This window comes from Emergencia sp. JLR.KK010 (assembly GCF_037018265.1).
Classification (GTDB): Bacteria; Bacillota; Clostridia; order Peptostreptococcales; family Anaerovoracaceae; genus Senimuribacter; species Senimuribacter intestinalis.
The window spans coordinates 827,685-841,559 of sequence record NZ_CP143550.1 but is presented as its reverse complement, the minus strand read 5'-3'; the positions used below and the strand labels follow the sequence as shown (position 1 = coordinate 841,559).

The following is a 13,875-nucleotide window of genomic DNA, read 5'->3' as shown; positions in this document are numbered from 1 at the left end:
CTGACTCCTTATACTATCAGCTGTATTGCTTTGCTGCCTCAGTACGCACCCGCTCTTTAGATTGTGGTTTCATTCTTGGCGATATAGACAAGATCCTGTTTGATGCAGCGCTGCGCTTCCTTCAAATCTCTTGCCAGCAGTGCTTCGATAATCTTCTCGTGCCAGGACTCACCGCTGCGCTTTATCTTAACGTCCACGTATTGTCCGGGACGTGCCATCACCTCTGTCATGCGGGTAATTTCATTATATAAAATCTGATTCTTGGTCAGCTCGCCCAGCTTGCTGTGGAAATTCAGGTTAACGATGTTGTGGGAAACATCCGCAGGCGCCTGCAGCGTATCGTAAAGCTGCCGAATCTCGTCATCACTGCAAAGCTCGATGATAATCTTTGCTGCTCCTGCTTCCAGAATGTATCGAATTTCACTGATATCCTTATATTCCATCGGTGTCATATCCTTCAGCACATAGCCAAAGCTTGGATACCGTGCGATAAAGCCTTCTGAACATAAAATATTCAGCGCTTCGCGCACCGGCGTCTTACTGACCTGAAATTGTTCCGCAAGATCCATCTCCGAAAAGACCTCTCTCGTAAAGGTCTGATTCAGAATCTGGTTTTTCAGTTCCTTATAGATTCTTTCGACCATTGATTTTTTCATTTTACAACCTCCAAAAGGGCAATAGTTCCGTAGAAATATCACCTCTTGTCTTCCTTTATATTCGCTGTATCCAGTATATCACGTCCTCTTTCTTTTGTCTTATCAACATGAAAACTTTGCCAAATATTTCTATAAAAAATTCACCTCATTGCGTTGACATTTTTAAACACCAGAGATATACTATTAATATATTAATACTTTTTTTGTGTTTTGTCAACCGATTTTTATACAATTATCAGGAGGTAACGCAATGAGAATTTCAGAAAAAGAACCCGGGAAACGCTTTGTTTTTGAGGGAAAAACCACAATCAAAGGAGAAAGCATCCCTTACCAAACAATTTCCGAGGAAACGATGATTGATGGCAAGGACGGCAATCTTGCCGCCTGCATTTTTTCTTATACTTATCTTCGAACCGACGCAAAGAATACGAAAAATCGCCCGGTTCTGTTTGTCTATAACGGAGGACCAGGTTCCTCCTCTCACCTGCTGCACGTAGGCTTTTTCGGCACAGACAGAGCCAAAGTCAGCAAGACCGGCGATTCCCCCGTTGTGCCGCCATATGCGGTCGAGGAAAATCCCCACTGCATCTTGGATCTCTGCGACCTTGTCCTCATCGACCCCGTAGAGACCGGGTTCGGCAAGCTCTTCACCCCGGAGGCTGCGGGTGAATTTTTCGGCGTAGAAGAAGACGCCATGTCGCTGGCCTTGTTCATCGAACACTGGCTCAGCAAATATCAGCGCTGGGACTCTCCTCACTTTTTGTGTGGTGAAAGCTACGGCACCCTCCGTTCCGCGGTTCTTGCCGATCTACTCATGGGCGGTGTAGCTGTAAAGCGGTTCACCGGCATTTCTTTAAACGGAATTATCATGATGGGCTCTACGTTCCATGTGGAGGAATCCCACGGTCCGCTCTATGTCGAGCCGACTGTACTGAAACTCCCGTCCTATGCCGCCGCCAATCACTATCACAACAAAATCACCGAAACGTCTTTGGAGGACTTTGTCGAGGAAGCGTACCAGTTTTCTGTCGGGGAATACGCCCACGCGCTTTTGCTGGGAGATTATATGACGCCTGCGGAAAAAAGCGCCGCCACTTCAAAGCTCAGCTATTTTACCGGGCTCTCTGAAGATTGCCTCCGACAAAACGGTCTGAAACCCGATACGAAAGCATTCCTCTCAAATGTTATACGCGACCGCGGGCTGGAAGCTGGAGGATATGACAGCCGCGTGACCCTGCCTTTGTCCGATCAAATCGGTCCAAGAGACTCTTTTGACGATCCGTCTATGGCAAAATCCACTCCGTCCTATACCGCTCTTTTCCATTCCCATTTCAAGAAAAAACTGCAAATTGGTCTGGATCGAGCTTACATCACCACCAATATCGCTTCTAATTTCAGCTGGAATTACAAATGCGGCCGTACGCCGGCGCAGAGTCTCGCAGCTGCTATGCGCAGAAATCCGAACCTGCACGTGATGTTCGCAACCGGCTACTTTGACTTATGTACCTGCGCGGGATACGCCCGCTATATCATTTCTCAGCTGGGTCTTGATCAGGCGCGAATCTACCGGAGAGAGTACGAGGGCGGTCACATGATTTACACAAACGAAAAGGCCGCAGCAAATCTGGAACGAGATATCCGCACCTTCATCGCGCAGAGCATTTGATTCTTCCCACGCACACGATACAAGAAAGGAACTTACAATGATGACTGTCACACAAACAAATACCATAAATGAAGAAGTATTCTTTGAACGGGTCTATGTAGAGACTCCGGTAGATACAGACAAGGACGGCAAATACGATCTGATTGCCGTCTACATCAAACGTCCGGTCTCTACCCTCTACGGCGAAAAGGTTCCCGTTGTCTACGAAGCCGATCCCTATTTGCTGGACTGCAACAAGGACTGGTACGTGCCCTATCCTGTCAATCAGGATGTAAGGGTTTATCCGACCCAGAACATTTCCGAAGAGGAAATCCGTTTCGATTTTTCTAAAGAGCCGGTCTATTCTGCCGTGCAGCCCCGCAAAACCTGCGGGTTTGCACAGACCTCCCCTTGCGACCCGCAAGAGGAGCCGGAAGATCTCAACCGGATTTACAACCATTTTAACCAGAGGGGATACGCAACCATATTTTGCGGCGGTCTGGGCACAAAAGGCTCTGAGGGACTGCTTTTGACCGGCTCCCGTGAAGAAATTCTGGCGTTTCGTGCTGTCATCGACTGGCTCTGCGGCAGATGCCGCGCCTTTACCAACAGAACCGACAACATCGAAATAAAAGCTGACTGGTGCACGGGAAAAATTGCCATGATCGCAAAATCCTATCTGGGCACCATGGCAATCGGCGTTGCGGCTACCGGGGTCGAAGGGCTGGAAACCATCATCCCGGAAGCCGGCATCTGTAACTGGTATAACTACTACCGCACCAATGGACTTGTCACTTGCGGTATCGGCTGTCAGGGAGAAGACATCGACTCCCTGGCAAAATTCTGCTTCAGCAGAGCGAAGGATTCTGACTACGAACAGGTAAAAGACCTTTATGCCGCCGAGATGGAACATATGGTAGAATGTGAAGACCGCAATTCCGGTAATTACAATCTGTTCTGGGATGAGCGCAATTATCTCAATCAGATTAGCAGCTTCAAAGCCTCCGCATTTATCATCCATGGGATTAACGATTGGAACGTAAAAACCGACCAATGCGTCCAGCTCTTTCAGGCGCTGGAGCGAAATGGCATAGAGAGAAAGCTGCTCCTCCACCAAGGGGAACACTCCCACGTCTATGCTCTAAAGGATGCAGACGTCACGCCGATGCTGGACCGCTGGCTGGATCACTACCTGAAAGGGGTTGACAACGGCGTCGAGAAGGAGCCGAAGGTTCTTGTGGAAAGCAACACAGACCAGTCTTTCTGGTTCACCTCTGACACTTGGCCGCCTGCAAGCTGGTCCTACCAGGATTTTCCGATTAAAGCCGCTGCGCCGCAGGATATCACAGTCATCATTGACGACCTGTCCGCCACGGTCTATGACAAGGAAGCCAATAACCAGAAGGAATGGCTGGATCACTTGATCCTCGACGAAGATGAAAAGGCAGCGTACCGCTGCAGATTTTTCTGGAACCCTTGGAAGGCGGACGCCTCTTCAGAAGTGGCTGACTTTGACGCACCGGAGCTTCGCATTTCCGGAACCGTCAAAGTATCCTTCGATGCGGCGATAGATCAAAAAACTGCCATCCTCAGCGCTATGCTGGTGGATATCGGGCAGGACTGCAGATTCACCACCGAACAGATTCCGGTCAGCGAAATTCCTGTCAAGGAAAATGGCTGCTTCGTCTTCGGCAGAGAAAGCGATCCGTCAGCCTACAAGGTAATCAGCCGCGGCTTCCTCAACGCACAGAATCGAACCTGTCTCTACAGCAAGGAGGAAATCATCCCCGGTCAAACCATGCATTACAGCTTTGATATGATTCCGACAGACCACAGCCTGAAAAAAGGCCATCAGCTGGCTCTAATTCTGTACGGCATCGATACGCAGCACACCCAAAGACCGGATACCGTTACCAGAATTGAAATTCCAACAAACAGTATCCGCGCGCAAATTCCGCTGCTGTCCTTTCCGAATTCAGCAAACTAATAAGAGAGTGACCAAACCTATGCAAAAATAGGCGAAAGAAATTCAAAAACAGACAGAAGTATTCCGGTGAAACCCTGCGTCCTCTGTCTGTTATCTCTTTTTATGAAACCCTCTATCTCGATTATAATTCAGTAATCTCCTCTACGCTTAGTCCTGTTAACTCTGAAATCTGCTCAGGGTCAGTGCCTGCCGCTTTTAATGCGATTGCAATTGCGCTCTGTTTTTCATACAACTGTTTCTCCTGCAATTCCAAGTTCTTTTTCGTCTCCGCCTTGTGGGAACGCTCTAGTACACCAGTCCGCCGATTCTGGCAACTTCAACGCCCTGTTTTTCCAGTTCTTCCGTAATGCGGTTGATGCCGTAAGCGTCGCTTGGAATATGGCCGGTTACGATAACATTGCAACGGCCGTCCTTTTCCAGCTCCGCAATTTCCTCACGCTCAATATGCATGGTCAGGATAGTTCCCACACCGGCGTTCACACAGGCAAGGAATTCCTCTACCGTCGGCGCGCCGCCGCCTGCCATGGTTACCATAATTTTACCGGCGAAGCTGTCTTCATTCCCAATCCAGATTTCCGGCTTGATTGGAGTTTTGGAAAGCTCCGGAATTTCGAGGAGATTTTCGATGATATCACCGCAGGTTACCGCTTCCTTTGCCGCATCTTTTTCCGCTTCCAGCTTTTTCATGCGCTCTTTCAGGGCGTTTTCAAAGATCAAATCGGCCGGTGTATGAATGCTCAGATAGCCCATGCCCAGAAATTCCGCAAACTGTACCTGTCCAACCAAATTAAGCATATGCATGGAGCGATTCATTCTCTGTTTTCTCGGCGCCGCGAGTTTCTGCGCGATATTGGCAGGCACACCGTTGTCCACCATCATTTTCATATGGTCGCGCACTTCCATTTCTCCTACGTTCGCCATCCGATAGCCCCGCGGATGATGGCGCAGAATGCAGTCGTAGCCTTTCATGCTTGCCGCGAGAATTTCCGCGGAATCGATATCTACGCCCGCCAGCACCCGTTTTACATCTTCACACGGTACATTGATATCGCTGTCCTCCGGAATTTCCGTAATCCCTGCCAGCTTCAGGGCAATATTCATTATATCCTTTGTATTCATCTTCTTTTATCTCCTCTCATTTTTCTGTGCGATGATAAGAATGACCCATTTTACAATGAGTCATTCTTCCTGCAATTATAATCTAAATCTGAACTTAATTCCAGCTCATTTCATTGAAGTAGATATTAGGGTCTTCAACTTTTGCGTTCAGGTTCTTATTCATAGCGTAAATACGTCCATAGTGGAAAAGATCTGCCCAAAGTGCCTTTTCGTTGATAATTTTCGCTACTTCTTTGAAGTTCTTCATCTGCGTTTCAGAATCTGTGGAGAATCTGGCTGCATCGATGTACTTATCCAGCGTCGCGTCATTGTATCTGCACAGGTTGTAGCCCAGTTCAATTCCTTCACTGTGGAAATTTTCACAAACGTCTCCAAAGGATATCATTTCGGAATTTGTCATTGCGCCCATTTTGAAGTCGCCTTTCCAAATGCTCTCAAGCCAAACTGTGGTTTCTACAGAGCTTACTTTGATATTGATGCCAACCTCAGCAAGGCTCTGCTGGATTGCTTCCCACATAGATGCCTGATCACCTGTAATCTTGATTTCTCCAAGATCTACCGGTGTTGACAGACCAGCTTCTTTAATCAGTGCCTTTGCTTTTTCCGGATCATAGCCATAGGTAGGAATACCTTCCTTATCAATGCCCCATGTATCTAGATAGAAGCAATTTTCTACTGCATAGTCCCCCTCAACAGCGGACATTTTAGCCAGACCGTCACAGTCGATGGCATACAGGATTGCCTGTCTCAGCTTCTCATCTTTCACCTGGTCAGCTTCTGTGTTGAAGATGATATAGTTGCCCAGCGTCTGTCTGCCGAATTCTACCTTTAGATTGTCATCTCCGCTTGCCTGTTTGCAAGTAGAAGACGGAATATCCGTAAAGTCGACCTCGCCGTTACGCAGCGCAATCAGAGCAGTATTTGAATCCGGAATGTAACGCATGGTTACCTTCTTAATAGACGGCGCTTCGCCCCAGTACTCAGGATTTTCGACTAAAATGGCAAGACCTGTTGCTTCGTCATAGCTTTCCAGCATATAAGCGCCGCTTCCAATCATTTCAGCGAAATACTTTTCATCGCCCAGTTCCTTGAATTTTTCCATATTGATGACCGGAATTGTAGAAATGTAATATGCTGCATTCGGACTCATGGTTGCCAGTTTAATGACAACAGTCTTTTCGTCCTTGGCTTCCGCAGAATAACCCACATAGTTTACTGCGCCGGTCGGTGTGCTCAGCGCATATTCTAAGGATCCAACTACGTCGTCTGCCGTTACCTGCTTGCCGTCGGAGAATTTCGCGTCGCGAAGATGGAAGGTCCACTCAAGCTGATCGTCTGATACCTCGTAGGATTCTGCCAGTATTCCTGTAATGCTGTCTCCGTTGTCACGATCGACTCTAATCAAATTATCCACAATATTTCTTGTCAAATCCGTAGAATAGTCAAATGGATTCAGCGGGGATTTGTATTCGTAGGAAATAGTGATTTCCTCCGGATTCTTTCCGCTTCCCTGCGAGTCGTCCCCGCCGCAGCCTGTCAGCATGGTAACTGCCAGCAAACAACAGAGGAATGAAATTAAAATTCGTTTTTTCATCTTACTTACCTCCTAGTTTTCTTGATGATCGTTCATATTTAATATCAGCTTTGTGCCGTATATCACTTTAGTAATGCATGCAGCAGGCAACCTTGTGTCCCGGCGTCACTTCCGTCATCACAATGTCCTGTGCCAAGCACGCCTCACTGCAGTATTCGCAGCGTCCCGCAAATCTGCAGCCGATTCCCGGATCAATCGGAGAGGATACCTCTCCTTTCAGAATCATAGGCTCTTTGCCAATGCCGGCTACACTCGGATTTGGAATCGCAGCAAGCAGCGCCTTGGTATACGGGTGCAATGGATTCGCGAAAAGCTCATCGCTGCTAGCCTGTTCTACACACACACCGCGATACATCACGATAATATCATCGGAAATGTGGCGCACAACCGATAAGTCGTGGGTGATGAACATATATGTCAGTCCCAATTCATCCTGCAAATCCATCAGCAGATTCAGAATCTGCGCCTGAATACTTACATCCAGCGCGCTAACTGGCTCGTCACATACGACAAATTCCGGGTTTACCGAAAGCGTTCTTGCGATGCCCACACGCTGTCGTCTGCCGCCATCCAACTCATGGGGATAAGACTGTCTGACTCGATCGCTGAGACCTACGATATCCATCAGCTCCTTAACTCTCTTTTCTGCCTCACGCTTATTGGGATAAAGCTTGGTCAGCAGCAACGGCTCCATGATGCTTTCCGCCACGGACATACGTGGGTCGAGAGATGCGTAAGGATCCTGGAAGATGATATTAATCTTTTTACGAATCTCCCGCATTTCCTTTGCCTTCATGGAAAACACGTCTTCCCCCTTGAACAGCATCTTACCGCCGGTCGGCTCAATCAGACGAATCATGGTCTTTCCCAGGGTGCTCTTACCGCATCCGGATTCGCCTACCACGCCCAGAGTCTTTCCCTTCTCAATTTGAAAGCTTAATCCGTCTACGGCGTGAAGCATATGCTTTTTGACCGGGAAATATTTCTTAATATCAATTGCTTCGATTAAAGGCGTCTTATCACTCATTGTCTTCACCTCCGTAAAGGAAACACTTAATCTTATGCGTACCATCCTCAAATACAGGCGGCTCCTGCTGTCTGCAAATGTTCATACACTTTTCACAGCGTGGTGAAAATTTGCAGCCCTTCGGCAAATCAGTCGGATCCGGCATCATCCCTTTGATGGACTTTAACCGGCGCTCCCTGACTGCAATCTTCGGAATACTGCCAAAGAGTCCATCGGTATACGGATGGTGCTTCTCCTTTGCAAAAATGTCCATGACCGTTCCGGCTTCTACAATCTCACCGGCATACATGACAGCGACTTTATCGCAGGTCTGTGCCACAATGCCCAAATCGTGCGTAATCATAATCATGGAGGTCTGCAGCTTTTCTTTCAGCTCTTTCATCAGGCTGAGAACCTGCGCCTGAATGGTTACGTCAAGAGCCGTAGTTGGCTCATCGGCAATCAGAAGCTCAGGTTCACATGCCAAAGCGATAGCAATGACAACGCGCTGTTTCATTCCGCCGGAGAACTGGTGCGGATATTCATTCTTTCTGGATGCCGGAATTCCTACCAACTCCAGCACTTCCTCCACCCGCTTTTCCATTTCCTTTTGGGTTCTGTTCTGATTATTGTGCAGACTCAGCGCTTCTAAAATCTGATCTCCAATCGGCATAATCGGGTTTAAGCTGGTCATCGGATCCTGGAAAATCATGCTGATTTTCTCCCCGCGAATCAGCTGCATCTCTAAATCCGTCTTTTCCAGCAGATTTTCACCCTCTAAAATGACTTCTCCGCTGGAGATATGACCCACTCTATCCGGCAGCAGCCGCAGAATGCTCAGCGCCGTAGTGGTTTTTCCTGCGCCAGTTTCGCCTACCAGACCCAGCGTCTGCTGATAATCCAGTTCAAAATCGATATTGTTCACGGCATACACGGTGTCCAAATCTGTCCGGTACTCAACGCCGAGATTTTTTACTTCTAACAGTTTTCTATTATTCATATGGCAATGTGATCCTTTCCTATAATGACGCAATGCTTTGCAATTAATCCTTGAGTCTTGGATCCAACGCATCACGCAGACCGTCTCCAATCAGCGTAATAGACATGGCGGAAAAGACAATTGCAAAACCCGGAATCAGCATCAGGTTCGGCGCATCCAACATATAGTTCTGCGCATTGGATAAAATTGCGCCCCATTCTGGATCTGGCGGCTGTACACCGAAACCCAGATATCCATAGCCAGCTACGGCAAGAATGGTAGTTGCAACAGTTCCAGCTGCTTCAACAATAATCAGTCCCATGGCATTAGGCAGGACGTGGCGCACGATAAGCCTAAAATTTTTACTGCCGAAGGCTCTTGCTGCCTGTATGTACTCCATGTCGGTAAGACTGATTACCTGCGCCCGCACCGTTCGGGCAATCATTGGAATGGTTCCCAGGCTCATGGCAAGCAGCAGATTGACAAGTCCTGTACCGAAGCTGACTACGATTACCATAATCAGAAGCATCGGCGGTAGACAGTTCAAAACATCGAAGACACGCATCACGATATTGTCAAGAGTGCCCCCAAAATATCCCGTCGCCGCGCCGATAAAAGAACCGATGGTAAAGGAAATCACCACAACGAGGATTCCCATGGACAAGCTGACTCTGCTGCCGTAAATCATACGTGCAAACAAGTCTCTTCCCAGATTATCTGTACCGAAGATGTGCTTTCCGCTTATCCCTTCCAGGGCTTCCTGATGGTTAATCTGCGTAATTAAGGTTTCATCCGCTAAAAGTCCTGCGCAAATCGCGATGACGATAAATATCGTCAGAACGCACAGACCAAACATGCCGGTCTTGCTCTTCTTGAATCGACGCCAAATTTCAGCGATTTGGCTGGGCCGTTTTCTCGGCGCATTCTCTTTTACTATTTTCTCTGACATAGTTCTACTCCTGTTTAACTTGTATACTTTGCTCTGACTCTCGGATCTGCGTAGGCGCTCATAATGTCTACCGCCAATACAGCCAGACACCAAATCGCTGCCAAGAAGATTGTCGTCGCCAAAACCAGAGGCACATCTTTCGCCCGAATTGCGTCAAGTGCTAAAACACCAAGCCCTGGTATGGAGAATGTCGTCTCAATCAGAACAGTTCCTCCAAGCATCGCACCAAAGGTCAGACCTATTAAGTTAATCAGCGGAAGCGAAACATTTGGCAGTGCATGACGCCAGATGATGCGTTTTTCGGAAGCGCCCTTCGCGCGGGCAGTTCTAATGTAGTCCTGTCTGATAGATTCCAGCATGATGGTTCGTGTTGTTCTGAGAAGTCCGCCCGCGCTGCTGATGCCATATACGGCAATCGGCAGGATATAATGCTTCCACGTATCAACACCGTTTGACGGCAGCCATCCAAGTTTCAAAGAAAAAATTAAAAGTGCGACAAGTCCAAGCCAGAAGGACGGCATGGAATTAAAAAGCATGGCTATGATACGCATCGTGTTGTCTGTCAGACTGTACTGCTTGACCGCCGAAAGAACGCCCAGCGGTACGCCCAACAGCATATACACCGCCGTTCCAAAAAGTACAACCCTAAAGGTGTAAGCAAAATATCGCATGATATCCGCTAAAACATCCTGATTAGTCATCCATGATTTTCCAAAATCAAAGTGGAAAACGATATCGCTCAAGTACTTGCCCAGTCTTGTCAGAAGCGGCTGATCATATCCCAGCTCGTGATTCAGCTGATCTACCGCTGCCTGTTCTGCCTGCATACCCAGGATATTTCTACCTGGATCACCCGGCACGATATTCATCATAACAAACACCAGGACGATAACACCCAGCAAAATAGGGATTGTAAGAAGTAATCTTTTTATTACGTATTTATACATCTGTTTTCCCTTCTCCTTTCTTTTGCTTCGCAAAATTCATTTATTTCAATCACCTTTCGGTATTTGAAGTCTCTGTCTACCGCCACGGACAGTCTGCTGCCACCTTCAGGGCGCGGTCTATGTCATCTTCGTTATTATAAGCGCCCAAGGACATTCTGATGTACTGACCGCCGCTACACGAAGAAATTACGTTGTGATCCAGGAAGTATTGGTAAATTTCCTTTGCGTGAGTGGTCTTCATACAAAGGGATGCGCAGCGTTTTTCCGCCGCCTCCGGCGTAATCAGGTTGTATCCCAGCTGCTGCAAACCTTCGTAAAGCTTGCTGAGAAGCGCTGTAATATGCTTCTCGATGTTTGCGGTTCCAACCTCCAAGATTGCCTTTAAGGAATCGTGAAATACGTAGGTTCCAAGATAATCGCTGGAACGGTTATCGAATTTGCTCGCATCCAAAGGATCTAGACAGCAGAGTTCCGGAATATTATTGCTGTATTTCAGGATAAGCTTTTCGTAATTGTTTGCCACAAAGGTCGGCTTTACTTTCTCCAAAAGCGCATCACAGCAGTAAAGATATCCGATGCTGATAAATGCGCCAAGACCCTTGTAGCCACCGCCAGAAACAGCACTTACGCCCCATTCCTGCGCCCGAAAGCTGGAAAGTCCAACGCTCTGTATCGCATCTACAATCAGGAATATACCTTTTTCTCTGCATCTGCCTCCGAGCTCCTTCAGATCTATCTTGCACCCTGTCAGTGACTGCACATGGCTGACAAATACCATTACAGTGCGGTCATCTACTTGCTCCCAAAGGGTCTCGATGGAAGGATTAAATTCCGAATCCATCTCTGCAAACTTGCAATTCACCCCGCGAGATTTAGCCGCATTCACACAAGGTGCAACAATGGCAGAGTGCTCTCTGTCAAAGATGACAATATTATCGCCAGGCTGAAACGCAAATCCCTGCATAATAATATTGAAGCCTTCATTTGTATTCTTGGTAATCGTTACATTCTTCGGGGAAACACCACCCAGTAGTTCCGCGATGTATTCCCTGGTCTCATCTGCGATTTTGAAAAAAGGCTCTCTGCCTGGACCGCCTCGCTTTGCCGTCGCCGCCGCCTGTGCCCAATCTTCAAAATATCGATTGGCTGCCGCTTTTCCAATGAGAGAACCGCCGCAGTCATAGGCAGAATCCAGATATGTACATAGCCCCGTTACCGGAAATTGACTTCGTAATTCATTGTGCCATGCCATAGATTTTCCTCCAATGTATCTTTAATATATTAATAACATATTAAAATTGTACCACTCCGATTTACACTTGTCAATTAAAAATTCGACGAATTTTTCTGCCCGCGATGAAGCCGGTATTTTCTTGTTTTGGGGTAAGGTTATAGTTTTAAAAAAAGTCCTCTATGCCGTAAATTGCTGACGCAAAATCGCACTGACCAGAGAGAACGCAGACACAAAAAGAATTTAAAAATTATTATCGCAAAAGGACGGGAGGGGGGGGGAATCACCTCTCCAAGCTGATTGATACGATTATGACTGACCGCAATCCTTTCATTATGTAGTCTTTCAGTACGCGATTTGCCCATTTTCGAAATTCCACACCGCGCTTTGACTTGACACCGTAGCCCACCGAGATAATGACATCAGGGCTATAAAATGCGGTTGTCATGCAAGAATTTGGAATATGCAAAAAGAGCAGCCATACAGACTGCCCTTTCTTAGTAACTATTTTTCGATTATTTTTCAACAATAACAGTAGTTCCCATACCGCCGCCGATACACAGAGTAGCAAGACCATATTTAGCGTCTTCTCTCTTCTGCATTTCGTAAATCAGGGAAATCAGGATTCTAGCGCCGGAAGCTCCGATTGGGTGACCTAAAGCGATTGCGCCGCCGTTTACGTTGGTCTTTTCAGGATCTAATCCTAAATCTTTTCTAACTGCTAAGGACTGAGTAGCAAAAGCTTCATTTGCTTCTACCAGGTCGATATCTTCAATCTTCAGACCAGCCTTTTCCAGAGCTTTCTTGGACGCAGGAACAGGACCAACACCCATGATGGACGGATCTACACCGCCGGAAGCATAGGATTTGATTGTGCACAGAGGCTTGATTCCTAATTCGTCAGCTTTTTCCTTGGACATAACAACAAGAGCAGCACCAGCATCGTTGATACCAGAAGCGTTAGCAGCTGTTACGATACCGTCCTTCTTAAATGCCGGTTTCAGCTTAGCCATCTTTTCGATGGAAGCGCCGAACTTAGGATATTCGTCAGTATCGAATACGATTGGATCGCCTTTTCTCTGCGGAATTTCAACAGGAACGATTTCGTCCTTGAATTTGCCTTCTTTGATAGCAGCTTCTGCTCTCTGCTGGGAAATCACAGCAAACTCATCCAGTTCTTCTCTGGTGATGCCCCACTGTTCCGCAACGTTTTCGGCAGTGATACCCATGTGATATCCGTTGAAAGCATCCCACAGACCATCGTTAACCATCATGTCAACCATCTGTGTATTGTTCATTCTTGCGCCCCATCTAGCAGCCGGCATAGCATAAGCTGTAGCAGACATATTTTCTGCACCACCAGCAATTACGATATCAGCATCGCCTGCTTTGATAATCTGAGCAGCAAGTTCTACTGCACGCAGACCGGAACCGCAAACTTTATTGATTGTCATTGTAGGAACTTCATTAGGAAGACCTGCATCTAAAGCCATCTGACGGGACACGTTCTGACCTAAGCCGCCCTGTAATACACAGCCCATAATTACTTCATCAACCTGTTCAGGTTTGATTCCAGCTCTTTCTACTGCAGCTTTGATTGCGATTGCACCCAGCTGTCTGGTAGGAACGCCTTTCAGACTGCCGCCAAAACTTCCGATTGGAGTTCTAGCTGCACTAGCAATTACTACTTCTCTCATTGATATGTACCTCCTTAAAATAAACGCCATCTCTGGCTATCGTTAACATTTTAACGTTTGAACGT

Annotated in this window: 12 protein-coding genes; 2 read left to right on the top strand and 10 right to left on the bottom strand. The window is 47.2% G+C overall.

Going from position 1 to position 13,875, the window contains the following annotated elements; all coding sequences use genetic code 11:
• Positions 1-56 precede the first annotated feature (56 nt).
• Positions 57-656 carry a GntR family transcriptional regulator gene (locus V1225_RS04010; protein WP_338547615.1) on the bottom strand — a complete coding sequence of 200 codons (600 nt, stop codon included), beginning with the start codon at positions 654-656 and terminating at the stop codon, positions 57-59.
• 250 nt (positions 657-906) lie between these two features.
• On the opposite strand from V1225_RS04010, the gene V1225_RS04005 reads away from it, so the two are divergent.
• Together V1225_RS04005 and V1225_RS04000 are read left to right on the top strand one after the other, a co-directional pair.
• Positions 907-2,322 carry a hypothetical protein gene (locus V1225_RS04005; protein WP_338547614.1) on the top strand — a complete coding sequence of 472 codons (1,416 nt, stop codon included), beginning with the start codon at positions 907-909 and terminating at the stop codon, positions 2,320-2,322.
• 37 nt (positions 2,323-2,359) lie between these two features.
• Positions 2,360-4,288, top strand: coding sequence for a CocE/NonD family hydrolase (locus V1225_RS04000; RefSeq protein WP_338547613.1), 1,929 nt, complete (start codon positions 2,360-2,362; stop codon positions 4,286-4,288).
• A gap of 285 nt (positions 4,289-4,573) precedes the next feature.
• On the opposite strand, the gene V1225_RS03995 is transcribed toward V1225_RS04000, so the two are convergent.
• From V1225_RS03995 to V1225_RS03955, 9 genes are all read right to left on the bottom strand, one after another.
• The gene (locus tag V1225_RS03995) at positions 4,574-5,407 is read right to left on the bottom strand and encodes a hypothetical protein (RefSeq protein WP_161908325.1); all 834 of its coding nucleotides are present in this window, start codon (positions 5,405-5,407) and stop codon (positions 4,574-4,576) included.
• 94 nt (positions 5,408-5,501) lie between these two features.
• Positions 5,502-7,001 carry an ABC transporter substrate-binding protein gene (locus tag V1225_RS03990; protein ID WP_251631296.1) on the bottom strand — a complete coding sequence of 500 codons (1,500 nt, stop codon included), beginning with the start codon at positions 6,999-7,001 and terminating at the stop codon, positions 5,502-5,504.
• 67 nt (positions 7,002-7,068) lie between these two features.
• A complete protein-coding gene (locus V1225_RS03985) occupies positions 7,069-8,028 on the bottom strand; it encodes an oligopeptide/dipeptide ABC transporter ATP-binding protein (RefSeq protein ID WP_251631293.1) in 960 nt (319 codons plus the stop codon).
• On the bottom strand, positions 8,021-9,007 hold the full coding sequence (locus V1225_RS03980; RefSeq protein ID WP_251631292.1) for an ABC transporter ATP-binding protein: 987 nt from the start codon (positions 9,005-9,007) through the stop codon (positions 8,021-8,023). Before V1225_RS03980 ends, V1225_RS03985 begins: the two co-directional genes overlap by 8 nt.
• Positions 9,008-9,050: 43 nt before the next feature.
• Positions 9,051-9,935 carry an ABC transporter permease gene (locus tag V1225_RS03975; RefSeq protein ID WP_161908321.1) on the bottom strand — a complete coding sequence of 295 codons (885 nt, stop codon included), beginning with the start codon at positions 9,933-9,935 and terminating at the stop codon, positions 9,051-9,053.
• 14 nt (positions 9,936-9,949) lie between these two features.
• Positions 9,950-10,882, bottom strand: coding sequence for an ABC transporter permease (locus V1225_RS03970; protein WP_161908320.1), 933 nt, complete (start codon positions 10,880-10,882; stop codon positions 9,950-9,952).
• 76 nt (positions 10,883-10,958) lie between these two features.
• The gene (locus V1225_RS03965; RefSeq protein WP_251631290.1) at positions 10,959-12,134 is read right to left on the bottom strand and encodes an aminotransferase class V-fold PLP-dependent enzyme; all 1,176 of its coding nucleotides are present in this window, start codon (positions 12,132-12,134) and stop codon (positions 10,959-10,961) included.
• Between the two features lie 262 nt (positions 12,135-12,396).
• Positions 12,397-12,561, bottom strand: coding sequence for a RhuM family protein (gene rhuM, locus V1225_RS03960; RefSeq protein WP_251631363.1), 165 nt, complete (start codon positions 12,559-12,561; stop codon positions 12,397-12,399).
• 67 nt (positions 12,562-12,628) lie between these two features.
• Positions 12,629-13,810, bottom strand: coding sequence for an acetyl-CoA C-acetyltransferase (locus V1225_RS03955; RefSeq protein ID WP_160202013.1), 1,182 nt, complete (start codon positions 13,808-13,810; stop codon positions 12,629-12,631).
• Positions 13,811-13,875: the final 65 nt, after the last annotated feature.

Excerpts from the sequence above, each read along its gene's own strand:
- V1225_RS04010 (WP_338547615.1), bottom strand. The coding sequence starts at position 656 with ATGAAAAAATCAATGGTCGAAAGAATCTATAAGGAACTGAAAAACCAG.
- V1225_RS03980 (WP_251631292.1), bottom strand. The coding sequence starts at position 9,007 with ATGAATAATAGAAAACTGTTAGAAGTAAAAAATCTCGGCGTTGAGTAC.
- V1225_RS04000 (WP_338547613.1), top strand. The coding sequence starts at position 2,360 with ATGATGACTGTCACACAAACAAATACCATAAATGAAGAAGTATTCTTT.
- V1225_RS03985 (WP_251631293.1), bottom strand. The coding sequence starts at position 8,028 with ATGAGTGATAAGACGCCTTTAATCGAAGCAATTGATATTAAGAAATAT.
- V1225_RS03955 (WP_160202013.1), bottom strand. The coding sequence starts at position 13,810 with ATGAGAGAAGTAGTAATTGCTAGTGCAGCTAGAACTCCAATCGGAAGT.
- V1225_RS03970 (WP_161908320.1), bottom strand. The coding sequence starts at position 10,882 with ATGTATAAATACGTAATAAAAAGATTACTTCTTACAATCCCTATTTTG.
- V1225_RS04005 (WP_338547614.1), top strand. The coding sequence starts at position 907 with ATGAGAATTTCAGAAAAAGAACCCGGGAAACGCTTTGTTTTTGAGGGA.
- V1225_RS03995 (WP_161908325.1), bottom strand. The coding sequence starts at position 5,407 with ATGAATACAAAGGATATAATGAATATTGCCCTGAAGCTGGCAGGGATT.
- rhuM (WP_251631363.1), bottom strand. The coding sequence starts at position 12,561 with ATGACAACCGCATTTTATAGCCCTGATGTCATTATCTCGGTGGGCTAC.
- V1225_RS03990 (WP_251631296.1), bottom strand. The coding sequence starts at position 7,001 with ATGAAAAAACGAATTTTAATTTCATTCCTCTGTTGTTTGCTGGCAGTT.
- V1225_RS03975 (WP_161908321.1), bottom strand. The coding sequence starts at position 9,935 with ATGTCAGAGAAAATAGTAAAAGAGAATGCGCCGAGAAAACGGCCCAGC.
- V1225_RS03965 (WP_251631290.1), bottom strand. The coding sequence starts at position 12,134 with ATGGCATGGCACAATGAATTACGAAGTCAATTTCCGGTAACGGGGCTA.